A 23,885-nucleotide genomic window follows, 5' to 3' on the forward strand; every position below is an offset into this window, starting at 1 on the left:
TGCGGCTTCTCAGGCGGCCTGTAGCGCCTCTTCCACGGCGGCGAGCGCATCCTTCGCTCGATCGCCCTCCGGACCGCCGGCCTGGGCCATGTCCGGGCGGCCGCCGCCGCCCTTTCCACCGATCGCGGCACTGGCGGCCCGCACCAGTGCGACCGCATCGAAGCGAGTCGTCAGATCTTCGGTCACGCCGACCACCACGCTGGCCTTGCCGTCTGCGACGCTGACGAAGGTGATAACGCCCGAGCCGAGCTTTGCCTTGGCCTCGTCGACGAGGCCCTTGAGCTCCTTGCCGGCGACGCCCTCAAGCACACGACCGAGATACGACACGCCCGCAACCGACTTCGCGGCCATGCCTTCGCCGGCCCCACCGTCGCCTGCAAGCGCCAGTTTCTTCTTGGCCTCGGCGAGTTCCCGCTCCAGGCGCCGCCGCTCCTCCAAAAGGGTTTCAAGCCGATCGGTCGCCTCAGCCGGCGCCACCTTCATCAGGGACGCCATCCGCCGCACGCGTTCGTCCTGCTCAAGGAGATAGCGACGTGCCGCGTCGCCCGTCAGCGCCTCGACGCGGCGCACACCAGCCGCAACGCCGGCCTCCGAGACCACATGGACGAGACCGATCTCGCCGGTGGAGCGTACATGGGTGCCGCCGCACAGCTCGATCGAAAACGTCTTGCCGGCCTTCTCGCCCTCTTCCGCGACCCCCATCGACACGACGCGCACCTCGTCGCCGTATTTTTCGCCGAACAGCGCCATGGCTCCGGATTCGATCGCGTCGTCGACCGCCATCAGACGCGTCTCGACCGGCGCGTTTTGAAGGATGATGCCGTTCGCGAGCCGCTCGATCGTCACGAGTTCGTCGTCCTCAATCGGCTTCGGATGCGAGAAATCGAAACGAAGCCGCTCCGGCGCCACCATCGAGCCCTTCTGCGCAACGTGTGTTCCGAGCACCTCCCGCAACGCCTCGTGAATGAGATGTGTAGCGGAGTGGTTGGCGCGGATATGGCTGCGACGGCGGTGATCGACCTCGAGATCGAGCGGCATGCCAAGCTTGACCGTGCCCCGCGTCACCTTGCAGCGATGGACGAAAAGCCCTTCGGCGAATTTCCGCGTGTCGGTAACGGCGAGTTCGACACCCTCGCCCCGCATGGTCCCGGTATCGCCCAGCTGGCCACCCGATTCGCCGTAGAACGGAGTCTGATTGACGACGAGCGAGACTTCGTCGCCCTCCACGGCCGTTTCGGTCTCCGTCCCGTCCTTGACCAGCGCGACCACCACGCCGCCGGCCCGCTCGGTCTCGTAGCCGAGGAATTCCGTCGCGCCGACGCGCTCGCGGATCGGGAACCAGATATTCTCCGCCGCGGCCTCGCCGGACCCGGCCCAGCTGGCGCGCGCTTCGGCCTTCTGCCGCTCCATCGCGGTGTTGAAGGCGTTGAGATCGACGGCGATGCCGCGCTGGCGCAGGGCATCCTGGGTCAGATCGAGGGGGAAGCCGTAGGTGTCATAGAGCTTGAACGCGGTTTCGCCGGAAAGCTTCTCCCCGGCCGACATGCCTTCCGTCGCATCCGAAAGGAGCGCCAGCCCCCGGTCCAGCGTCTGAAGGAACCGCTTCTCCTCGAGCTTGAGGGTCTCGGAGGTCAACGCTTCGGCGCGCACCAGTTCCGGATAGGCGCGTCCCATCTCGGCGACCAGCGTCGGCAGCACCTTGTAGAGCACAGGCTCGCGGGCGCCGAGCAGGCGCGCGTGCCGCATCGCCCGGCGCATGATCCGGCGCAGCACATAGCCGCGGCCGTCATTGGACGGCAGGACGCCGTCAGCAATCAGGAAGGCCGTCGAGCGCAGATGGTCGGCAATCACCCGGTGGCTGGCGAGGCTCTCACCGCTCGCGTGCGAACCGATAGCCGACTCCACCGACGCGATGAGCGTCTTGAAAAGGTCGGTCTCGTAATTCGAATGCACGCCCTGCAGGATCGCGGCCATGCGTTCGAGACCCATGCCGGTATCGATCGAAGGGCGCGGCAGATCGATCCGCGTCTCGGCATCGACCTGATCGAACTGCATGAAGACGAGATTCCAGAACTCCAGGAACCGGTCGCCATCCTCCTCGGGGCTGCCTGGAGGGCCGCCCGCCACGCCCTCGCCCTGATCGAAGAAGATCTCGGAGCAGGGGCCGCAGGGGCCGGTCTCGCCCATCGTCCAGAAATTGTCCGAGGTGGGGATGCGGATGATGCGGTCGTCGGACAGTCCGGCGATCTTCTTCCACAGGAGGGCCGCGTCTTCGTCTTCGGAAAACACGGTCACGAGCAGGCGATCCGCCGGCAAGTCGAACTCGCGGGTGGTCAGATTCCAGGCGAGTTCGATCGCCTGTTCCTTGAAATAATCGCCGAAGGAGAAATTCCCCAGCATCTCGAAGAAGGTGTGATGGCGAGCGGTGTAACCGACATTGTCGAGATCGTTGTGCTTGCCGCCGGCGCGCACGACCTTCTGCGCCGTCGTCGCGCGGTTGTAGGGGCGCTTTTCGAGGCCGGTGAAGACATTCTTGAACTGCACCATGCCGGCATTGGTGAACATCAATGTCGGATCGTTGCGGGGAACCAGAGGCGACGAGGCGACCCGCTCATGCCCGTTCTTCTCGAAATACTCGAGAAAAGCCGACCGGATTTCGTTGACGCCACTCATGAGCGAGACCTTCGCGAAACGATGCAATTGAAACGGCCCGACCGCCGGCCTGAAACCGGCGATGCGGACCGTCGGCCTTTTACTAGGGCCTCGAAGTCGTGTCTATCGGGTCGCGATCCCCGGAAAGGCAGCCGGTGCCGACAGTTGCCGGCAGCCCGCCCTCAATCCTCGGCAGCGTCGTCCTCGCGCCCGTCGTCCAGAAGCTGCTCGGCGATCAGGCCGGCATTCTGGCGGATCGCCGTCTCGATCTCATTCGCGACCGCCGGATTGTCGCGGAGGAAGTTCTTGGCGTTCTCACGCCCCTGCCCCAGCCGCTGGCTGTTGTAGGAGAACCACGCTCCCGACTTCTCCACGATCCCCGACTTCACGCCGAGATCGACCAGTTCGCCCATCTTCGACACGCCTTCGCCATACATGATGTCGAACTCGACCTGCTTGAAGGGCGGCGCCAGCTTGTTCTTGACCACCTTCACCTTGGTCTGGTTGCCGGTGACCTCGTCGCGGTCCTTGATCGAGCCGATGCGGCGGATGTCGAGACGGACGGAAGAATAGAATTTGAGTGCGTTGCCGCCCGTCGTCGTTTCGGGCGAGCCGAACATCACGCCGATCTTCATGCGGATCTGGTTGATGAAGATCACCATGCATTTCGACCGGGAGATCGAGCCGGTGAGCTTGCGCAGCGCCTGACTCATCAGCCGCGCCTGCATGCCGGGCAGCGAATCGCCCATCTCCCCCTCGATCTCCGCGCGCGGCGTCAGCGCCGCCACCGAGTCGACGACGAGGACGTCGATCGCGCCGGAGCGCACCAGCGTGTCAGCGATTTCCAGCGCCTGCTCGCCGGTGTCGGGCTGAGAAATCAGAAGGTTCTCGAGATCGACGCCAAGCTTGCGGGCATAGACCGGGTCCAGCGCGTGCTCGGCATCGACGAAGGCGCAGATCCCGCCCTTCTTCTGGGCTTCCGACACGGTGTGGAGCGCAAGGGTCGTCTTGCCCGAGCTTTCCGGTCCGTAGATCTCGACGATCCGGCCCTTCGGCAGACCGCCGACGCCCAGCGCAATGTCGAGACCGAGCGAGCCGGTCGAGACGGTCTCGATCTCGACGATCTTCTCGTTCTGCCCGAGGCGCATGATCGAGCCCTTGCCGAAGGCGCGTTCGATCTGCGACAGCGCGGCATCAAGAGCCTTGTTCTTGTCCAACGAATTATCCTCGACGAGACGGAGAGCATTTTGTGCCATGAAGTCCTGACCTTATTCCACGCGTGAGCCGGAGGTGCAATGATCCTTATCCAAGGGGGTATGTACTCTATTTGTTCTCGATCCACAAGTGGTTGAACACGTTTTGTTCTCAATCCGTGTGGGCTCGATTCGCCCGCTTCGGCATGATGAATGGTTGATAAAACATGAACGCGCGAATCTCGGCCAAGCAGGATCCCGCGATCTTCGTCGTCGGTGCGGCGCATTTCGATCGGCGCGCCAAGGCGAACGGGCCATATCATCCCGGCGCCTCGAATCCCGGGCGTCTGTTCAATACGGCCGGCGGCTCCGCCTTCAACGCGACGGTCGCCTTGCGCGCCCTGGGAGCGCGCGTGTCGTTTGTGAGCGCACGCGGGGGTGACGGCGACGGCAAGGGGATCGCCAGCGCGCTTCGCGATCTCAGCGTCGAGGACTACAGCGTGACATGGCTCGACCGAGCCATGCCGACCTATACGGCGATCCTGGACGACCGTGGTGAACTCGTCGCCGGGATTGCCGACACCTCTCTCTATGACCTCCTCGGACCGAAGCTTCTGACGCGCAAGCATGTGCGGACGGGCCTTGCCGGAGCCGAGGCCATCCTCTTGGATGCCAATTTGCCCGGCCCCACCATCGCGGCGCTCGTCGAGGCGGCAGGTGACAGACCGGTCGCGGCAATAGGAGTGTCACCAGCGAAGGTCCGGCGGATCCTGCCGGTCTTGCCGCGGCTTTCCGCCGTGTTCCTGTCGCGAGCCGAGGCTGCGGCGCTGGTCGAGGCGACCGTCGCAACGAGCCTGCGCCTGATAGGCGAACTCCTGTCGGAACTCGGCGTGCGGCGGGCGATCATCAGCGACGGACCCCTCGAGGCCGCCCTGCTGGAGAGCGGCACTCTGCGGTTCCAGCGCCCGCCCATCGTCCGGCCACGCGACGTCACCGGTGCCGGCGACACGCTGGCCGCGGTCACCCTGATGGGGGATCTTGCCGGCCTGTCATGGACGGAGGCGGCACGCCGCGGCCTGATCGCCGCCTCCCTACGCATCTCGAGCGAGGGCTTTCCACCACCCGATCTGTCCCGAGCGATCGACGACATTCTCCCGAATCTTCAAGATCCGACGAGCGAAAGCTGAGTGCCGATGCCAAACCCCCATGACCTTTTTCAGCTTTCAGACGCGATTCGCGAGGCTCAGGCGACAGGCCGCGCCGTCGTCGCGCTGGAATCCACCATCGTGACCCATGGCATGCCCTACCCCCAGAACCTGGAGACCGCGCGCCGCGTCGAGGCCGCCGTCAGAGCGGCGGGAGCCGAACCGGCGACGATCGCCGTCCTCGACGGGCAGCTGCGCATCGGTCTGGCGGATGAGGAACTCGCCGCTCTGGCAAAGGCCGAAGGCGTAATGAAGCTCTCCCGGGCCGACCTGGCGTTTGCGATGGCGACGGGCCGCACCGGCTCGACGACCGTCGCGGCGACCATGATCGCGGCGGAAAAGGCGGGCATTCCGGTCTTTGCCACCGGCGGGATCGGCGGGGTTCACCGCGGGGGCGAGACGAGCCTCGACATCTCCGCCGATCTGGAGGAGCTGTCGCGAACGGACGTCATCGTCGTCTCGGCCGGGGCCAAGGCCATTCTGGATATTGGCCGAACACTCGAATTTCTGGAAACCAAAGGGGTCCCCGTCGTCGCCTATCAAAGCGACGAGATGCCGGCCTTCTGGTCTCGCCGGTCCGGCCATCCCGCGCCCTTGCGTCTCGATCGCCCCGTTGAGATCGCGAGGTTTCAGGCGATCCGCGCCGCGCTTGGTATCGAAGGCGGAATGCTCGTCGCCAATCCGCTTGGGGAAGACGAAGCCATTCCGGCGGAGACCGTTAGCCGCTGGATCGATGCAGCGCTCGCAGAGGCGGCGGAGAACGGCGTCGCGGGCAAGGCGGTGACCCCCTATCTCCTGGGCCGGATCGTCGAACTCAGCGAGGGCCAGTCGCTCACCGCCAACATCGCCCTCATCCTTGCCAATGCGCGGCTGGCCGGAGAGATTGCCGTCGCGCTGAAGGCCGCTCGGTAGGCGCGCGCCGCAGGCGATCGGCAATTAGGCCATCAGCGCGCCCTGTGCCGTCGCCCTTGGGGAGCGTATTGCGCCCTATGCAGGGGCAAGCAAGGCGTCGACGTGGCGCCCTACTTCTCGTTCAGGGCCGTCTTCACCGCGACGGCAAGATCGCGAAGCGAGAACGGCTTGGCCAGAAAGCCGAATTTCTCTCCCTCGGGCATGTTCTTCGCGAAGGCGTCCTCGGCATAGCCGGACACGAAGATGAACTTCAATTCGGGCCGCTTCTTGCGCATTTCCCTGAGAAGTGTCGGCCCGTCCATTTCCGGCATGACGACGTCGGACACGACAAGGTCGATCTTGCCGTCGAGTTCGTCCATCACCTCCAGCGCCTCAATACCCGACGCGGCCTCGTGAACGTCGTAGCCACGCATCTTCAAGGCGCGCACATTGCCGGCGCGCACGTGATCCTCGTCCTCCACCAAGAGGATGGAATCCGTGCCGGAAAGGTCCATCTTGGCGTTGCCGGCGGCGGCGGCCGTCTCCGATCCGCTTGAGGCGATCTCGGCCGGAACGTGACGCGGCAGGAAGATGCGGAACGTCGTGCCCTCGCCCGGCCTGCTGTCGACATAGATGAAGCCGTTCGACTGCTTGATGATGCCATAGACCATCGAAAGCCCGAGGCCGGTGCCCTTGCCGATTTCCTTCGTCGTGTAGAACGGCTCGAAGATCCGCTCGGCCACTTCGGGCGGCATTCCGGTGCCGGTATCGGCCACCTCGACCAGCACATAGTCGCCCTCGACGAGTTCGCCATAACCGAAGGCCATGGCCTCCTTGGCTTGAACGTTTCGCGTCGTGATGGTGATCTTGCCGCCATCGGGCATCGCGTCGCGGGCGTTTTGCACGAGATTGGTGATCACCTGCTCGAACTGGCCGATATCGGCCATCACCGGCCACAGATCGCGGGCGTGCTGGCGCTCGAGCGTCGCATGGTCGCCACTGACCCGCTTCAACAGAAGATGCATGTCGGCGATCACGTCCGTCAGATTCAGCATCTTCGGCCGCATCGTCTGCCGCCGCGAATAGGCGAGAAGCTGGCGAACGAGGGACGCCGCACGATTGGCGCTCTGCTTGATCAGAAGCAGATCCTGGAAGGAGGGATCGCCGGTGCGGTGGTTGAGGAGCAGGAAGTCGACCGAGGCGGTGATGATGGTGAGCACGTTGTTGAAGTCGTGGGCGATGCCGCCGGCAAGATTGCCGATCGCCTGCATCTTCTGGCTCTTGGCGAACTGCTCCTCCAGCGCGCGCTGCTGGGTGATATCGACGCCATAGACAATGATCGACTCGTCGGCGTCCGGACCGGCTTTCGGGACCGCACTGACATAAAGCCGGACCGCCTTGGTCTTTTCGCCTGCGATCTCCGCGTCGACGGGGGCGACACCGGCCCGGCCGGCCGTCGCTTCCGCGAGGGCGCGGCGCAGGGTCTCATGTCCGCCTTCGCGCACGGATTCCAGGAACCGGATCCGCCCGTCTGCGGCCTGCCCGCCGAAGAGCTGGCGGAACACCGCGTTGGAGCGCACGACATTGCCCTCGTCGTCCAGTGTCGCGATCGCCATGGGCGAGGAGTTGAAGAAGCGAGTGAAGCGCGCCTCGGCCACTTCCACCGGCGTTGCCACCTCGCTTTCGCCGGCCCGATTGAGAACAAGCGTCCGCACGCTGCCGGGTGCGGCCGTATCCTCGACGCCCGGCTTGCGCAGGAGCCGGACAGGCAGGCTGCGGCCATCGGCCGTGGTCAGATCGAGATCGACGACCGAGACGCCGTCGTGGTCCCTGTTCTCTTCGTCCGCCTCGGTGAAAAGGGCCTTCGACGTCGCCGGCAGGAATTCCAGAAAGGACCGCTGGTAGGGCTTCAGATCGGCCAGGTCGAGGCCGAGCCACTCCGCTAGAGTGGCATTGATATAGGCGATGCGATGCTCGGAATCGGAAGCGAAGAAGCCGGCCGGTGCCTTGTCCAGATAGTCGATCGCATGCTGCAGATCCTGGAACGAACTCTCCTCGTGCTTGCGATCGGCGGTGATGTCGAGAATCTGCCACGCCTGCATGTGGCCGCCGCCGGTCGGAAGCGGCCGGACCGAGGCCCGGTACCATCGCGGCGCGCCATCGGATTTCGCCTGCCCGGCCAGACTATGGGCGAGGCGGAACTCACGCTGGCCGGAACGGCCTTCCCGCGCCAGATTGGCGAGATGATAGATCGCCTCGGCCGCTTCGACCTCGCGCGACAAGAGCCGTTCGAGGGTGCGGATATCGCCGGGCTTGGCGGCTCCGGTGATCTCGCCATAGGCGCGGTTGGCGTAGACGATCTGGCCCTTGCGGTCGACGATCAGCAGCCCGGTGCGGGCGCTGTCGACGAAGTCGCGGGCAATTCCGGCATCGGCGGTCTTGCCGGAAAAGCGGATGAAACCGAGCACGGCAGCGAAGATCGCCAGGATTCCGACCGCCGACAGCGTGCCGAAGATCGCAATCAACGAGGCCTGGCCATAGGACGAATGACCGAACACGGCCAGGCTTGCGCCCATCAGAATAAAGGCACCGCCCAGCAGAAGCAGCCGCCGCACACCCGATGCCGCCGTCGTTCGGTCGATCATGGGCTTGTCGATCGCCCCGGAAGCCGCTCCGTCCATCCCAGCGCGCCCCTTCTCGTCAAAAAACCTGCCGCGTGATTCGCAAGAAATAGCTGTTTTCGTCCGGACCGACGAGCCGGCAATTTCGTTTTCTGTCCTTCATCGGAGCGTCGGCATATCAGGTCAGCCTTGCCCGAAAGACGGTCTGCACGAGGCAAAATTCTTCCAGACCGCAGGCCGCTCGAACGTATCGCAAGCCTTGCCGGACCTCGAAATATGCGGCAGGACCACGGGAGGGCTTTCGCGTTCGACGAGGTCCGCTCTGGGGTCCGCGCAAGGAGTTGCCCGAGACATGCCGCAATGGATCATCGATCTCTTTGGATCGAGCCTCGCCCCGATCGTCTGGGTGGCCTTCGTGGCCGCGATCGTCTGCATACTGGCGATCGGATTCCTGTTCGTCGCAAAACGCTTCTGGGGTGGCGCGATCGGGTCCCATGCAAAGCACAAAGGCCCACGCCTCGCCGTGGTCGACATGGCCCGCATCGACGAGAAGCGGAAACTCGTGCTGGTCAAGCGCGACGATGTCGAGCATCTCGTGCTGGTGGGCGGACAGACCGAACTGCTCGTCGAAGCCGGGATCCGGCGCGGCGCCATGGAGGCACCTTCGTCAGCGGAGCCGACACTCGATGAAGCCCCCCGCCCTCCGGCCGCCGTTCCGCCGGCAGTCGCTCCGAGGCCGGAACCGACGCCTGAACCGGAGCCGGCGAAGGCTCCGGCGGCCTCGCCCAAAGTCCCCGTTGCGCAATCTGATGCCGCCTCTCGATCGCCGTCCGGGACCGCGGAGACGCCGCCCGTGCAACCGACCACGGCGACTGTCGCAAGTCAGCCGGCTGCGCCGGTCGCGAAGGCCGCGGACCCGAACGCCACACGCCCTCGCGAAGAACGACCGACATCCGTCGCGAGCCGAGACGAACGGCCAAAGCGCGGCGTCGAAGCCGCTGGAGCCCTCGCCGCGCGTGTACTGGGGGAACGGACCCTCGCCCGCCAGCCGGCGGAAACCGTCTCGCCCGTTGCCGAAAAGCAGGAGCAACAGGCTGCGCCTTCCCCTTCGACGCCGTCCCCGAGTGTGCCGCCGCGTTCGCGCGCCACGCCGACACTGCCTCCGCAATTGCAGCCGGAGCGCTCGTCCGACACCGCCGCCTCGCCAAGCCGACCCGAATCGCCAAGCCGGCGGCCGCGGGCTTTCGAGCGCATCGAGCCTCATATCGACGCGCCTCTGACGGCCGAACTCGACACGTCCCCCGATCGCCCGTCCCATCCAGAGCAAGCCGTGGCCACCACGGCCCCGTCGATCGAACCGGAGAGCGCAACCGCCCCCTTCCCTGCGCGCAAAGAGAACAACGGCGGAAGCACCTTGGCGACGACACTCGGCGCCGCGACCTCTCTCGGGCCGCAGAGAACATCGCAACCGGGCACGGATCGCCCGCTTGCCGGGCGGGCCTCACGCGGACCCCTGTCGGTGAAGAGCTTTGCCATGGCCATCCAGAACCGGGGTGGACGGGGCGAGACCGAAGTCCGCCGCACGTCCGCTCAAGCCGAAGGTGGCACTGCGACGAAACCTGCCGAGGCGCCGCAAAAGTCCGTGCCCGCCGCAGAAGATGCGCGGCCGGTCGACACGCTGAAAAAGGACAAGGAAGGCGGCTCTCTCGAAGACAGCCTGGAGAGCTTCCTCTCCGCGGAACTGACGTCGAACTTCCTGTCCGACGAACCCGCGCGCAAGGAGGCAGCGCCGTCCGTTTCACGGGCATCTGCCGCGCGGCCGGATGCGCCTCGTGCGACATCGACTCTCCCCGCTCAGGCGAACGGGACCGCCCCCGCCAATCCGTCTTCTGCCGCTCAAGGCAGCAGTTCGAGCAACGGCGGTGCTGAAACCCGGGCTCGCGACGTGGAGCCGTCAAGAGAAGCAAGGAACGCTGCCGCAGACGCCGGACGTCCCAGCCAGACGGAAACGAACGCGGCGCAGACGCCCCCCGCCTCGTCGCCACAGGCGTCCGTGACGGCCGGCGCTGCACAGCAGACGGCGAAGAAGCCTGGCGAAGCTACAGGCAGCACCGGGGCGGACCCTGCGGCAGCCTCCGCCCCTTCCGAGCCCAGACACGTCAACGGCCCAGCGGCCATGGAAGATGCGTCGGAAAAACCCGGCGCCACCCCGGCCTTGCCCGCCAGTCCGACTGCCCCCCAACCGAAGGAGACAGAGGCCAAGAAGGCCGAAGCGTCCTCGGACGCGGCAACGCCTGGACCGCAATTCAACCGACCGCAGGCTTCGCAACCACAGCCGGCCAGGACACCCCCGGCCGGTGGTGGCCGTCCCGTGCAATGGCCCGACGCCGCGCATGCCCGAAACATGGCGGCTGCCGATCACGACCGGCATCAGCAGGATGCGAAGCTGGAAGAGGAGATGGAGCGGCTTCTCGGCAATGTGGAGAAGGCAGAAGAAACCGATCAGGCCGAGAAGAAGAGCTGAGGCTCAACAAGAGAACCGAGCGCTGCGCCGTTCGGGGCATAGGCTGGAAAGGCAGAGGTCGAAGCCCGCCCGAGCCGCATCGCCCGGGCTTGCTCGTTCAAGGCGCTCGCAATGGGTCCGCCCGATAGACGGCGCCCGGAAATTCCAAGCCGCGAACCACTCTTGCTGACTTGTGCCGTTATCGGCAAACCCGCGGCGCGGGCGAATGCCTCCGCACCGGGACAGTTCATTGGTCTTTGCGACCGGCATCAGCGCGCCGGTCGTCCACGCGATGACTTTGCTCCGCCGAGGCCGGCGGAACCCGGCTATTCGTCCCGATAGACCTTCTCGCGCCGCTCGTGCCGCTCCTGGGCTTCGAGGGAAAGGGTCGCGATCGGCCGGGCATCCAAGCGGCGCAGGCTGATCGGTTCGCCCGTCTCTTCGCAGTAGCCGTAGGACCCGTCTTCGATCCGATCCAGAGCCGCGTCGATCTTGGAGATCAGCTTTCTCTGGCGGTCGCGGGCGCGAAGCTCGATGGCCCGATCGGTCTCAGAGGAGGCACGGTCGGCGATATCGGCGAGATTGCTGTTGTCGTTTGCCAGGGCTTCCAGCGTCTCGCGCGACTCCCGCAGGATTTCCGCTTTCCAGGTGAGAAGCTTGCGTCGGAAATATTCCTTCTGACGATCATTCATGAAAGGTCCGTCTTCCGATAGCGTCAGATCGGCATTGAGTGTCTGGCTCATACGCACCTCCGTTCCGGCAGCCGGCTTATAGCGTCGCTTTGCGAAGCGAACAAGTTACGTTTGCGTCCTAGCCAAGTCTCACGCAATGAATCTAAGATACGGTATTCGCTAGTGTTTCCGATTCGCCACTGGAAAGCCCAGAAGCTGACCCGACGCCGGCACCAGTTTCACGCGAGCTTGACGCGCAGAAATCGGTTCGGAACTTGCCTGATCGCGGTTTCGTCGTTCCGCAACAAACAGACGATTGCCCGGCTCGCCGTTTCAGCCTAATCAACATCCATGTCGGGATCGTTCAGCCACACGCTCTTCATTCTTCGCCATGCCCATTCCTCCTGGGCGCGGCCCGGCGAGCGCGATCACCAGCGCCCGCTGGACGAGCGTGGCGAGGCCGACGCGGCACGACTGGCGGAGATCTTCGCTGCGGAAGACCTCACGGTCGATGTCGTCGTCACCTCGACAGCGGTCCGCGCGGCAAAGACCCTGGAATCGTTGCAGCCCAGCCTCGGCAAGGACCTGACCGTCGAAACCTCCGACGATCTCTACGCGCTGGGCGTCGAAGCCTATTTTGCTGCCGCGCGGCGCCAGAGAGAAGCAAAGCGCGTCCTCATCGTCGGCCACAACCCGATGATCGAGGACTTCACCCGGTCCGTCACCGGCAGCGCCGACGAGGACGCCGCCGCGCAGATCGCCACGGGTTTTCCCACCTGCGCCCTGGCGATCGTCGGCCTCAAGAGCGGGTTCGAGGAACTCGAGCCCGGCAGCGGCCATCTTGAGCGCGTGATCATTCCCTGATCGGCATTGCCCCTTCGAAGCGCGCCCGAAGCTTCCTATATCGCGGTCGCAGCATCTGACACGCCAGGAGAACAGCGCCCCCCGATGACGTCTCTCGCCGACGAGGCCCGGCTCGTCCTCGACAATTTCGCCGACCGAACGGCGGGGATCTTCCATCCGAACCTGCGACTTGGCGTGACCGGTCTCTCCCGGGCCGGCAAGACCGTGTTCATCACGGCGCTAATCCACAATCTCCTCAGTGGCGGCCGCTTGCCGCTCTTCAAGGCGCAGGCTGACGGCCGGATCCTCGGCGCCGATCTGGAAGAGCAACCGGACGACGCCGTGCCACGCTTCCAGTACGAGGATCATATCCGCCAGATCGTCGAGGAGCGGGTCTGGCCAGAATCGACCCGGGCGATCTCCGAACTGCGGCTGACGATCGCCTTTGAATCGGCATCGGGCTGGCGGCGCGTGCTGCCGGGCGGGCGACTGTCCATCGACATCGTCGACTACCCGGGCGAATGGCTGCTTGATCTGCCGCTGATCGACAAGGATTTCGCCACCTTCTCGGCCGAAGCGCTTGAGCGCGCGCGTCTGCCCTCCCGACGTGCGGAAGCCGGCCCGTTCCTCAAAAAGCTCGCCAATATCGACCTGTCCGCGCCAGCCGACGAAGTGACGGCACGCGATCTCAGCGTCGCCTTCGCGAACTATCTGAAGGCCTGTCGCGCCGACAGCACGGCGCTGTCGACCCTGCCGCCCGGCCGCTTTTTGATGCCCGGCGATCTCGAAGGTTCGCCGGCGCTGACCTTCGCGCCCCTGCCCGTCGAACCCGGCCAGACCTATCCCAAGGGTTCGATGGCGGCGCATTTGTCACGGCGCTACGAGGCCTACAAGACCGTCGTCGTCAAACCCTTCTTTCGCAATCACTTCGCCCGGCTCGACCGGCAGATCCTGCTGGTCGACGCTCTGCAGGCGATCAATGCCGGACCGGAGGCCGTCGCGGATCTCGAAACCGCGCTGACGGACATCCTCTCCTGCTTCCGGCCGGGCCGTTCCACGTGGCTCGGCTCCTTCCTGACGCGGCGGATCGACCGCATCCTCGTCGCCGCGACGAAGGCCGATCACCTACACCGCGAGAGCCATCGCCGGCTGGAGGCGATCGTGCGGAAACTCGTTGACGACGCGGTCAGACGCGCGAATTTCTCGGGAGCCCAGACCTCGGTCCTCGCCATGGCGGCGGTGCGGGCCACCCATGAGGCTACCGTGACCGATCAGGGCGAGGAGTTGCCCGTGATTGTCGGCACACCTGCCGCGGGCGAAACGATCGGCAAGCGGACTTTCGACGGCAAGACCGAAACGGCCGTCTTCCCGGGCGACCTGCCGCAGGACCCACACCGGCTCTTCGCGCCTGATGGCGGAATCGAACCAAACTCGATCCGCTTCGTGCGGTTTCGCCCGCCCAGGCTCGAACGCACTGCCGAGGGTTTCACTCTGTCCCTGCCGCACATCCGTCTCGACCGCGCCCTGGAATTCCTGCTGGGAGATCGCCTGCAATGAGCGAAGATCGAGACCGGCGCCGGCGTGCGCCGGGCGCCTTCGACGTCGGCTCCCCGGAGCCGCGCACCGAAGAACGAACCTCCGACACGGCGTCCCAGGCACCGCGCATGCCGCGCTCCATCGCCACGCTCGAAGACGTGCGGATCGAACCCGACGAGGCGATCGACGAGGATCTGATCGCCGAGGCAGAAACGCCGGCCACCGTGTCGAAGAAACGCTTCTCCTTCGCCAAACTGTTCGCCGCGGCCTTCGGGATCCTCGTCTCGCTCGCCTTCGGTCTGGCGATCGATTCCGTCGTTCGCGAACTCTTCGCCCGGGCCGACTGGCTGGGCTGGGCAACGCTTGGCGTGGTCGCGCTTCTCGTCATCGCGGCGCTCGGCATCGCGTTTCGCGAGATCGTCGGCCTGATGCGGCTTTCCGCCGTCGACCGCGAGCGACAGCGGGCGCTGGCGGCCTATCGCGCCGATTCTCTGAGCGAGGCCAAGCTCGCGGTCTCGACGCTCGAAACCCTGCTTTCCCACCGCTCGGAAACGGCGCGCGGTCGTGCGCACATCGCCAGCCTCAAGAACGAGGTGATCGACGGGGCCGACTATCTGGCGCTCGCCGAGGAACACATGCTCGGCCCCCTCGATCGCAAGGCACGGGCGCTGGTGCTCGGCTCGGCAAAGCGCGTCTCGGTCGTGACCGCGGTCAGCCCCAAGGCGCTCGTCGACGTCGCCTATGTGGTGTTCGAGAACGTCAAGCTCATCCGCACCATGTCGGAACTCTACGGCGCGAGGCCCGGAACGCTGGGGCTGATCAAGCTGACGCGAGACGTGCTCACCCATCTGGCCGTCACAGGCTCGATCGCCGTCGGCGACAGCCTGGTGCATCAGGTGGTGGGACACGGGGTCGCCGCACGCCTGTCCTCGCGGCTCGGCGAAGGCGTGGTGAACGGTCTTCTCACCGCCCGCGTGGGGCTCGCGGCGATGGATCTCTGCCGGCCGCTGCCGTTTCTCAGGGCAACACGACCGCGCATCGGTGCCGTCTTGTCCGAACTCGCGGCCCATTCCGGCATGGAGCGGGAAAAGCGCTGAGGAAGCAATCCCCCTCAACGCCAGGGCCGGGGCCAGGTCAGGTATCGCGACCGAAGGCGAGCCTTACGTCTTCGCGTCCCAGGCCTCCAGGGCTTCCTTGAAGACCCGGTCGCCCGGAATGCCCTTTTCGATGGAGATCAGCGCCCGGCGCCCCGTCGCATAGGCGAGGGGGATATCGATCCACTGTTCGCTCTCGAGAAGGGCCAGATTGTTCTGGACCGCCTGGTCGAGATTGTTCAGCGCGATGATGAAGAAGCCGTCGGAGATCTTGCCGGCCACGCCGATCAATGGCTCGCCTCGCGCCTGCTCGGTGTCCTTCAGCGCCAGCCTCTGGACATTGGTGACGCTGCCGCCACCGAAATCGGGTGGTGTGTCGAATTCCAGTTCGATGACATGGCTGGCCGGCAATGTCGGATCGGCGTTGCGCCTGATCGTCATGGTCATCTTGAGGTTTTCGTCGGGAACGTCGGCGACCGCACGAATGGCGGGCTCCGGCGGCTGGCCCTCGACCGGTGGCTCCTCGATCACCGACCAGACGACATTGCCGCTCTCCTGGGTGCCGGGCAGTTCGCCCGTGCGCTCCTGATAGAAGACCGCCTTCTGCGCGACGTCCAGCGCCGCCACTTCGGTGCCCTCACCGGTGGCGTTGTCTGGAGAGCCGCCATCGGCCTCCGCCACTCCGTCCGGCGTCGAGGAATCGGTTGCTTCTGCGCCGTCAGCGCCGCCGGCATCGTCCGTGCCGCCCTCGGTCGCAACGCCGGGAACGGCGCTCGCATCCCCGTTCTCGTCTCCGACCACGGCAGGATTCTCACCGATCTCGCTCTGCACGGTTGGCGTCGCCGCCGGATCCGCAGAGGGGGAGGCAACAGGCTCGGCGGCCGCGATGTTGGTTCCCTCGTCAAAGGCGTTCGGCATCGGCTCCGCCGGTCCGGCATCGACTTCCGAACCGTCCGGCAGCAGACGCTGGGTGAAGCGGCGTGTCGATTCCGGCTCCTCCGCCGGGGTGGCGGCGTCCTGCGCGGTGCCGGCATCCGGGTTAGAGGTCGCGGCCTCGGTCTGCTCGCCCTCCGGAGTCGCAACCCCTTCCGGCGTGGCACCGTCCGGTTCGGCGGCCTGATCCGCGATCGTGCCGATTCCCGCAGGCTCGACCAGCAAGGCCTCGATCTCGTCGCGAAAGATCCAGCCCGCCGTACCAAGCCCGCCAAGGACCAGAACGACGATAGCGGCCGTTGCGATGGAACGCCCGCGTCCCTGGCTGGACCGACGCGCCGGATAGCGCGGAGCCGTGATGTCCGCCTCGGGAATCCCGTCCTCGTCATCGACACGGACGTCGCGCGGCACACCCTCTTCCCGGCCCTGCCGCCGTTCGGCGAAATGATAGGGCTCTTCGTCTTCCGCAACCGCGGGCTCGCGCTCGGGTGTTTCCCCAGGCACGATGAAGGGGGCCCCGATCGCTGGCGGTTGACCGCCAGACTCGGGCTCTTCCGTCGCCGCCGGAATGAACGGTTGCCGGTCTTCTCCCTCATCGACACGGGACGGCTCTCCCGTCTCGTCCTGACCGGGTGCAGTTTCGGCGCCTTCCATTCGCGGCGATGCACCGGGCATCGGCGGCGCAAGGTCGGGACCGGCCGAACTCGGCTCGGCTGGCGCCGGTAGTCCATCGTCCGGCTCGGAAGGTCGCGGCTCGTCGGATGGAACTTCGGCCTGCGGTGGTTGCTGCGTGGAACCCTGATCGGCCGGGACTGAAGCGGCCGGTTCCGTCGCCCTTTCCTGATCAACGGGGTCGGGCTCAGGCGCCGGAGGTCCCGCCGGGGCTTCGGCGGCGGGAGATGGCGGCTGTTGCGGCGGCGCTGGCTGCTGGGCCGGCGGGGGCGTCGCAGATTCCGCGGCCGGGCCGACCGTATCGGGCTCCGCTGGTTCGGCCGGGGACGGCCCGGCGTCGGCCGGGGGCGGCGCAGGCTCTCGAGCGGCTTGCGGCGCTTCGGCTCCGGCTGCCGGCTCCGCTGACGCCTCGGCCGCTGCAGCGCCCTGTTCCTGCTCGATATAGTGCGCTTCCGTCCGGGAGATCGCGTCTTCGAGCGCGGCGAGACGCGCAGAAACCACCGACTCCGCCAGAGGCGGATTCGCGGCGTCGATCTGCCGTTGAATCGCGGCACGCGCCTTTTCGTACACCTTTTGGCGCATTTGCGGCGTCGCACGCGGCAGGCCGTCAATGGTCTTACGAAGTACGCCGCTCAAATCCGCCATGGATCGCAGTCACTCGCTATTCTCGATCGAAGATGTCCCGGCGCCCGCGACTCTAGTCCTGAAACGGATCGCGAACAAGTATTGTATCGTCACGCTCGGGCGAAGTGGACAAAAGCGTTACCGGCGCTTCGACCAGCTCCTCTATGTGCCTGACATACTTGACGGCCTGCGCCGGAAGGTCGCTCCAGCGTCGTGCGCCGGCCGTCGTCTCCTGCCAGCCTTCGAAGCTTTCGTAGATGGGCTCAACCTGTCTTTGCTCGGAAAGACTGGCCGGAAAATAGTCGATCGTCTTACCGTTCAGCTTATACCCGACGACGACTTTGATTTCCTCAAGACCATCCAGAACATCCAGCTTGGTCAAGGCCAGTCCGTCGATGCCGTTGACGGCGACGGCCTGACGAACGAGGACCGCGTCGAACCAGCCGCAACGGCGCTTGCGCCCGGTCACCGTGCCGAACTCGCGGCCGCGCTCGCCGAGGAAGGTACCGACCTCGTTGTCCTGTTCGCTGGGGAACGGCCCTTCGCCGACCCGCGTCGTGTAGGCCTTGGTGATGCCGAGGACGAAGCCGACGCTGCCGGGCCCGAGACCGGAGCCGGCCGCTGCCTGGCCCGAAACCGTGTTGGAGGACGTCACGAACGGATAGGTGCCGTGGTCGATGTCGAGGAGCGTGCCCTGCGCGCCCTCAAACAGGATGCGGGCGCCGGCCTTCCGACGCTCGTCGAGCAGCCGCCAGACCCGGTCCATGAAGGGCACGATCTCGTCGGCCACGGAGGTGAGTTCCTCGAGAAGGGCGCTTGTCTCGATTTCCTCCTGGCCAAGCCCGCGGCGCAGGGCGTTGTGATGGGCAAGCAGCCTCTCGATCCGCTCCGGCAACGATTCGGGATGGGCAAGATCCATCACGCGGATGGCCCGGCGGCCCACCTTGTCCTCGTAGGCCGGGCCGATCCCCCGGCCGGTGGTGCCGATCTTCGTGCCGGCGTTGGCGCTTTCTCGGGTGGCGTCCAGTTCCCGGTGAATGGAAAGGATCAGCGCCGCGTTGTCGGCGATGCGCAGCGTCGTCGGATCGATCGTGACGCCCTGCCCTTCGAGCCGCTTGCGCTCGGCGACGAAGGCATGGGGATCGAAGACGACGCCATTGCCGATGACCGAAAGCTTGCCGGAACGGACGAGGCCGGAAGGCAGGAGCGAAAGCTTGTAGGAGACACCGTCGACGACCAGCGTATGGCCGGCATTGTGGCCGCCCTGAAAGCGCACCACGACGTCGGCCCGTTCCGAGAGCCAGTCGACGATCTTGCCCTTTCCTTCGTCACCCCACTGCGATCCGATGACGACGACGTTGCCCATATGCTTCCTCACGGACTATGGCCGGCACCGGGCGGTGCTGGCCAAATCTGTTTGTCATGGCCTGAATTGAGAATTCCAACAAAGGCTGTGATGCGAAACCGTCGTCAGGCTTGACGACAAGACGCCTTGCCAAGGCTGTAGCGCGAGGCGCCCCGGCCTGTCCACAAATTGCGAGCACGGAACGTGTTTTCGCCCCTCGGATGGAACGTTTCGGAGCCGCGCGGCCTTCGATTGGGCGGCCGGCGCTGGCCATCCACCGCGATCCCGAATACACGGACGCCCTGACCGCTTGCTTGCCGTCTTTTCAATCTGGCGCCAGGCAACGGCCTTCGAGGGGACAATGCCACGCTTTCTCGTCCATCCCTATGTCGTCCTGTCCACGGTGGCGCTGCTGTGGGCCGGCAACGCCATCGCCGGCAAACTGGCGGCCGGGCACATCTCGCCGATGCTTCTGACGCTGTTCCGGTGGACCTTCGCGAGTCTGTTCATCCTGCCCTTCGCGCTCGGCGACGTGAAGCGGGACTGGCCCGTCATCCGTCCGCGTCTCGCCTACATGCTGGCGCTCGGCGCGATCGGCTTCTCCTCCTTCAACGCCTTGTTCTATCTCGCGGTCAACTACACCACGGCGATCAACGTGACGATCGAACAGTCGGCCATGCCGCTGGTCGTCTTCCTCGCGAATTTCCTGCTGTTCCGCATGGGCGTCGCGCCGTTGCAGATCGCCGGCTTCAGCCTCACCCTGGTTGGTGTCGCGCTGACGACTTCCCATGGCGACCTGTCGGCGCTCCTGGAACTCGACCTCAATCGCGGCGACGCGCTGATGATGCTCGCCGTCCTGCTCTATGGCGGCTATACGGTGGCCCTGCGATTCAAGCCACAGATCCACTGGCGCTCGACGATCATGGTGCTATCGCTTGCGGCCCTTCTGACCGCGATGGTGTTCGCCGCGATCGAGTTCGCGCTGGGCAAGACGCAACTCCCCGATCTGCAGGGCGCCGGCGCGGCGCTCTACACGGCGATCTTTCCCTCGCTGCTCGCCCAGTCGCTCTACATTAAGGGTGTTGAGATGATCGGCCCGAACCGGGCGAACCTGTTCATCAACTTCGTGCCGGTTTTCGGCGCCATTCTGGCGGTTCTGATCGTCGGAGAGGAACTCTTCCTCTACCATATCATCGCGCTCGCCTGCGTCCTCGGTGGCATCACGATCGCCGAACGGGGTGCCCGGCGACTGCGAGCCGGATGACGCGCGCGGGCAGCGGAATCGCTCAAACGAAAAAAGTCGCGTGCGGCTTGATACCGCACGCGACCATGAAACAGTCGGAACTGCTCGCGCCGGCTGACGGGCGAACCCGGCCGGCGCGGAGAAATCAGATGCCGAGGCCTTCGTAGCGCTTCTTGAAGCGCGAAACGCGACCGCCGCGGTCGAGAAGGTGCTGATTGCCGCCCGTCCAGGCCGGATGGCTGGTCGGGTCGATCTCGAGATTGAGCTTGTCGCCTTCCGATCCCCAGGTCGAACGGGTCTGGTACTCGGTCCCGTTGGTCATGACGATGGTGATCGTGTGGTAGTCGGGATGGATGTCGGCCTTCATCACTTACGGTCCTTGGCACAAATTGCGACAAAAATCCCCGGTCCATCGCTCCGCCCGGCGCCGAGCCGAGATGGATATGCGATGTGACGGGGACGGATAAGCTGGATCGCTTCCAAAATCTGGTGCGAGCCTATACATCAGGCGCCGGGCCGGCACAAGGTCCGGGCTGCACTGCGAACCGGCTCGAAAAGACCGATAAGGGAGGTTTTCTTGCGCGAACCCAAACCGGCTGCGCCGAGCCAAGGATCCAAACCGGCGAAGCCGGCCCAAGGCAAGGAGCGCCGGAACCTGCGACCGCTCGCCCGGCTGGCTCCCTATGTTCTGCATCACAAGACGCTCGCGGTCGGGGCGGTGTTCTTCCTGGCGCTTGCCGCGCTGACGACGCTGTCGCTGCCGCTTGCCGTCCGCCGCGTCATCGATCACGGCTTCATCGAGGCCGATACCGGGCTGATCGACAATTACTTCATGATGCTGATCGCACTCGCGGGCATCCTCGCGATCGCCAGCGCCGGACGGTATTTCTTCGTCATCACGCTCGGTGAGCGGGTCGTGTCCGATCTGCGCAAGGACGTGTTCGCGCATCTGACCAAGCTGTCGCCCTCCTTCTACGACACGGCCGAATCCGGCGAGATCGTCTCGCGTCTCGCCGCCGACACGACGCAGGTGAAATCCGCCGTCGGCTCGACCGCCTCGCTCTTTCTGCGCAATGCGATCCTCTTCCTCGGCGCGCTGGCGATGATGGTCGCGACCAGCCCGGCGCTGTCCCTGATCGTGATCGCGGCGATTCCCTTCATCGTCCTGCCGCTCGTCGCCTTCGGCCGCGGCGTGCGCCGGCGGTCCCGCCATGCCCAGGACACGCTCGCCGCCGCCACCGCCTATGCCAGCGAGGCGATCGGCGCGATGCGCACGGTGCAGGCCTTCACCAGCGAGCGCTTCGTCACCGGCCGCTTTGCCGGCGCGGTGGACGAAGCCTTCGGCGCGGCCCGCGCCTCGATCAAGGCGCGCGCGCTTCTTACCGCCATCGCCATCTTCCTGATCTTCGCCTCGGTGATCGCCGTCCTGTGGATCGGTGCAAGCCGGGTGACGGCCGGAACACTCTCACCCGGCACGCTCAGCCAGTTCCTGCTCTACGCAGTTTTCGCCGCCGGCGCGCTGGGACAGCTTTCCGAAGTGTGGGGCGAGCTGGCACTCGCCGCCGGAGCGGCGGAGCGGCTGTCCGAACTCCTCGCAGAACGCCCGGCCATCCTCGCCCCGGAGCATCCTGCCGCCCTGCCCGCACCTTCCGTCGGCCGCCTAGCGTTCGAGAATGTCTTCTTCGCATATCCGAGCCGGCCGGACCTGCCGACGCTGAACGGTCTCTCCTTCGCGGTCGAACCCGGCGAGACGGTTGCGATCGTGGGACCGTCGGGCGCCGGCAAGTCGACCATCTTCGCCCTGCTCGAACGCTTCTACGATCCCGATTCGGGCTCCATCCGCGTCGACGGCGTCGACTTGAGGGAGACGGATCCGACGGAGATGCGCGGCCGGATCGCGCTTGTTCCCCAGGACACGACGATCTTCGCCGCGAGCGCAACGGACAATATCGCCTTCGGCAATCCCGGCGCACGCCAGACCGCCATCGCCGAAGCAGCCAGTCAGGCGCTTGCCGACGGCTTCGTCCGCGAGCTCCCCGAAGGCTACGACACGCTCCTCGGCGAGCGTGGCGTGACCTTGTCGGGTGGGCAGCGCCAGCGGATCGCCATCGCCCGCGCACTCTTGCGCGACGCGCCGATCCTGCTTCTCGACGAGGCGACGTCGGCGCTCGATGCCGAGAGCGAAGTGCTGGTGCAAAAGGCGCTCGACGAATTGATGGTCGGCCGCACGACCCTCGTCATCGCCCACAGGCTGGCGACGGTTCTCAAAGCTGATCGGATTCTGGTTCTCGATCGTGGCACGGTGGTCGAGGAAGGGGATCATCAGAGCCTGATCGCGAAGAACGGGCTCTATGCCCGGCTTGCGCGACTGCAATTCGAGGCCGGGCGGCTGGACCAGGCTGCGGAGTAGAAGGCGGCCGCCGGCCGTTCGACCCTACCGTGTGAACTGCGAGCCGCACGTCGGGAAAACGTCATCCATTCTGACATCGCCGTGATCACTGAGGGTACACAGATCACGTCGAGAGGAGCGGCGAAGCTGCGCCCCCCGGGGCCTTCGTACCTTCTGCGCACGCTGGTTCTGGTCCGACTGTTCCAGCGATGCGACCGACAGAGGGTCGAGATTTTCGTCAGAGCGTTGCGACGCTGGCGTCGGTTCGGCTCCCAACGCGAACTCCACAGGATGATTCCATGAAGACGAGAACGACGATCGCACTTCTCCTGACCGCCGGCCTCGCCGCGCCAGCCTTTGCCCAGAGCGACATGACCCCCTCCGTCACCGCTTCCGATCAGAGCGTTTCGAACGGCGTCATCAGCGCCGATACCGTGACCGCGCCGGAGAATGGCTGGCTCGTCGTCCACCGCACCGATTCGGAGATGAAGCCCGGCCCGGTCGTCGGACACGCACCGCTTCGCGCCGGCATGAATGAAGACGTTGCAGCGATCCTCACCGAGGACGTGGCCAGCGGTGACATGCTGATGCTGATGGTCCACTCCGAAGCCGGCGGCAGCGAGACGGGTGTGTTCGAATATACGCTTGGCGCGAGCGAGGACGGGCCCATCCGCGTCGACGACAATCTGGTCATGACGACGGTCACCGCCGAATAGGCCTTGTTCGGCGTCCGGCGAAATTCAGACCAGCGATCAGCAGGAGAGGCGCCTTTCGGGGCGCCTCTCCTGCAATGGCTCCCCTGCCCTCTCAGGCGCAATCGACGGCGAACGGCGCCGGCTACTCTCTCAGCATTCGGTGAGCTTGAACTCGATGCGGCGGTTGCGGGCCTGGGTGGTTTCGCCTTCGATCAGGGGCCGGCATTCGCCGAAGCCGGTCGCCATGAGGCTATCCGGCGGCCCCATGACTTACCAGATACCTCCCAAGGGGACTCGCGCGCTCGGTCGAAAGCCCCGGTCGTCGACGCGAACCGCCCGCCGGAAATCGGAACGCCCTGTCCCTGCGGAAGTGGCAACACAATCCGATAGCCGCCGACACACCCCGTTATTGCACGTCCGGCAAGGTGACCGACACTTCGATCGCCGAATACCAGGCGGCGAGATCGGCGATGTCTTCATCCGAAAGCCCGGAGGCGATGATCGACATCTGCTGGTGCTGGCGCTGCCCGCCGCGAAAAGCCTTCAGCTGCTCGGTGAGGTAGAACATGCTGTCGCCGGCAAGATTGGGTGCGTCGGGCGCCTTCGCAACGCCGTCGAGACCGTGGCAGGGAACGCACTGCCCCGCCTTCTCCTTGCCGGCGGCGAGATCGGCCGCCTGAGCCCCCGCCCCTGTGAGACTGGCGACGAGGATGGCATTCGCGAAAAGGCGGATGATCATGCGGTTTCCCGTGTTGTGGCGGAGGCGAGGCCGCGG

17 protein-coding genes are annotated in these 23,885 nt (G+C 65.7%); 9 read left to right on the forward strand and 8 right to left on the reverse strand.

The genetic code is table 11. From position 1 onward, the window contains the following. Window positions 1-9 precede the first annotated feature (9 nt). Together alaS and recA are read right to left on the reverse strand one after the other, a co-directional pair. Complete coding sequence (gene alaS / locus MF134_RS18915; protein ID WP_255341040.1) at window positions 10-2,673, reverse strand: alanine--tRNA ligase; 2,664 nt, start codon at window positions 2,671-2,673, stop codon at window positions 10-12. 161 nt (window positions 2,674-2,834) lie between these two features. Continuing rightward, window positions 2,835-3,908, reverse strand: coding sequence for a recombinase RecA (gene recA / locus MF134_RS18920; protein ID WP_255341041.1), 1,074 nt, complete (start codon window positions 3,906-3,908; stop codon window positions 2,835-2,837). A 164-nt stretch (window positions 3,909-4,072) separates the two neighbouring features. Here recA and MF134_RS18925 point away from each other — a divergent pair, with 164 nt between their 5' ends. Together MF134_RS18925 and MF134_RS18930 are read left to right on the forward strand one after the other, a co-directional pair. After that, entirely contained in the window at window positions 4,073-5,032 is a 960-nt protein-coding gene (locus MF134_RS18925; RefSeq protein ID WP_255341042.1) for a carbohydrate kinase family protein, read from the forward strand. A gap of 6 nt (window positions 5,033-5,038) precedes the next feature. Beyond that, window positions 5,039-5,962, forward strand: a complete 924-nt coding sequence (locus MF134_RS18930) for a pseudouridine-5'-phosphate glycosidase (RefSeq protein WP_255341043.1) — start codon at window positions 5,039-5,041, stop codon at window positions 5,960-5,962. 110 nt (window positions 5,963-6,072) lie between these two features. Here MF134_RS18930 and cckA read toward each other — a convergent pair whose 3' ends face one another. Further along, window positions 6,073-8,622: a cell cycle histidine kinase CckA gene (cckA, locus tag MF134_RS18935; protein ID WP_255341044.1), complete on the reverse strand. Its 2,550-nt coding sequence runs from the start codon at window positions 8,620-8,622 to the stop codon at window positions 6,073-6,075. A 292-nt stretch (window positions 8,623-8,914) separates the two neighbouring features. On the opposite strand from cckA, the gene MF134_RS18940 reads away from it, so the two are divergent. Beyond that, complete coding sequence (locus tag MF134_RS18940; protein ID WP_255341045.1) at window positions 8,915-11,086, forward strand: flagellar biosynthetic protein FliO; 2,172 nt, start codon at window positions 8,915-8,917, stop codon at window positions 11,084-11,086. 305 nt (window positions 11,087-11,391) lie between these two features. Here MF134_RS18940 and dksA read toward each other — a convergent pair whose 3' ends face one another. Then, entirely contained in the window at window positions 11,392-11,808 is a 417-nt protein-coding gene (dksA, locus tag MF134_RS18945) for an RNA polymerase-binding protein DksA (RefSeq protein ID WP_255341046.1), read from the reverse strand. A 279-nt stretch (window positions 11,809-12,087) separates the two neighbouring features. On the opposite strand from dksA, the gene MF134_RS18950 reads away from it, so the two are divergent. The 3 genes from MF134_RS18950 (at window position 12,088) to MF134_RS18960 (ending at window position 15,212) form a co-directional block, all read left to right on the forward strand. Beyond that, window positions 12,088-12,600 (forward strand): SixA phosphatase family protein, encoded by a 513-nt coding sequence (locus tag MF134_RS18950; protein ID WP_255341047.1) that lies wholly within the window; start codon window positions 12,088-12,090, stop codon window positions 12,598-12,600. An 84-nt stretch (window positions 12,601-12,684) separates the two neighbouring features. After that, a complete protein-coding gene (locus MF134_RS18955; protein WP_255341048.1) occupies window positions 12,685-14,136 on the forward strand; it encodes a YcjX family GTP-binding protein in 1,452 nt (483 codons plus the stop codon). Next, window positions 14,133-15,212 carry a YcjF family protein gene (locus MF134_RS18960; RefSeq protein ID WP_255341049.1) on the forward strand — a complete coding sequence of 360 codons (1,080 nt, stop codon included), beginning with the start codon at window positions 14,133-14,135 and terminating at the stop codon, window positions 15,210-15,212. Before MF134_RS18955 ends, MF134_RS18960 begins: the two co-directional genes overlap by 4 nt. Before the next feature lie 63 nt (window positions 15,213-15,275). On the opposite strand, the gene MF134_RS18965 is transcribed toward MF134_RS18960, so the two are convergent. Together MF134_RS18965 and MF134_RS18970 are read right to left on the reverse strand one after the other, a co-directional pair. Next, window positions 15,276-17,396 (reverse strand): hypothetical protein, encoded by a 2,121-nt coding sequence (locus tag MF134_RS18965; protein ID WP_255341050.1) that lies wholly within the window; start codon window positions 17,394-17,396, stop codon window positions 15,276-15,278. Between the two features lie 115 nt (window positions 17,397-17,511). Continuing rightward, on the reverse strand, window positions 17,512-18,804 hold the full coding sequence (locus MF134_RS18970; RefSeq protein ID WP_255341051.1) for an adenylosuccinate synthase: 1,293 nt from the start codon (window positions 18,802-18,804) through the stop codon (window positions 17,512-17,514). Between the two features lie 340 nt (window positions 18,805-19,144). Here MF134_RS18970 and MF134_RS18975 point away from each other — a divergent pair, with 340 nt between their 5' ends. Beyond that, entirely contained in the window at window positions 19,145-20,047 is a 903-nt protein-coding gene (locus MF134_RS18975; RefSeq protein WP_255341052.1) for a DMT family transporter, read from the forward strand. Between the two features lie 124 nt (window positions 20,048-20,171). Here MF134_RS18975 and rpmE read toward each other — a convergent pair whose 3' ends face one another. Continuing rightward, window positions 20,172-20,393, reverse strand: a complete 222-nt coding sequence (rpmE, locus tag MF134_RS18980) for a 50S ribosomal protein L31 (RefSeq protein WP_255341053.1) — start codon at window positions 20,391-20,393, stop codon at window positions 20,172-20,174. 288 nt (window positions 20,394-20,681) lie between these two features. Here rpmE and MF134_RS18985 point away from each other — a divergent pair, with 288 nt between their 5' ends. Further along, a complete protein-coding gene (locus MF134_RS18985) occupies window positions 20,682-22,436 on the forward strand; it encodes an ABC transporter transmembrane domain-containing protein (RefSeq protein ID WP_255341088.1) in 1,755 nt (584 codons plus the stop codon). A gap of 278 nt (window positions 22,437-22,714) precedes the next feature. Continuing rightward, window positions 22,715-23,131, forward strand: a complete 417-nt coding sequence (locus tag MF134_RS18990) for a DUF7282 domain-containing protein (protein WP_255341054.1) — start codon at window positions 22,715-22,717, stop codon at window positions 23,129-23,131. Between the two features lie 385 nt (window positions 23,132-23,516). On the opposite strand, the gene MF134_RS18995 is transcribed toward MF134_RS18990, so the two are convergent. Further along, the gene (locus MF134_RS18995) at window positions 23,517-23,849 is read right to left on the reverse strand and encodes a c-type cytochrome (RefSeq protein WP_255341055.1); all 333 of its coding nucleotides are present in this window, start codon (window positions 23,847-23,849) and stop codon (window positions 23,517-23,519) included. Window positions 23,850-23,885: the final 36 nt, after the last annotated feature.

The sequence above is a fragment of the Jiella marina genome (genome assembly GCF_024359545.1).
Classification (GTDB): domain Bacteria; phylum Pseudomonadota; class Alphaproteobacteria; order Rhizobiales; family Rhizobiaceae; genus Jiella.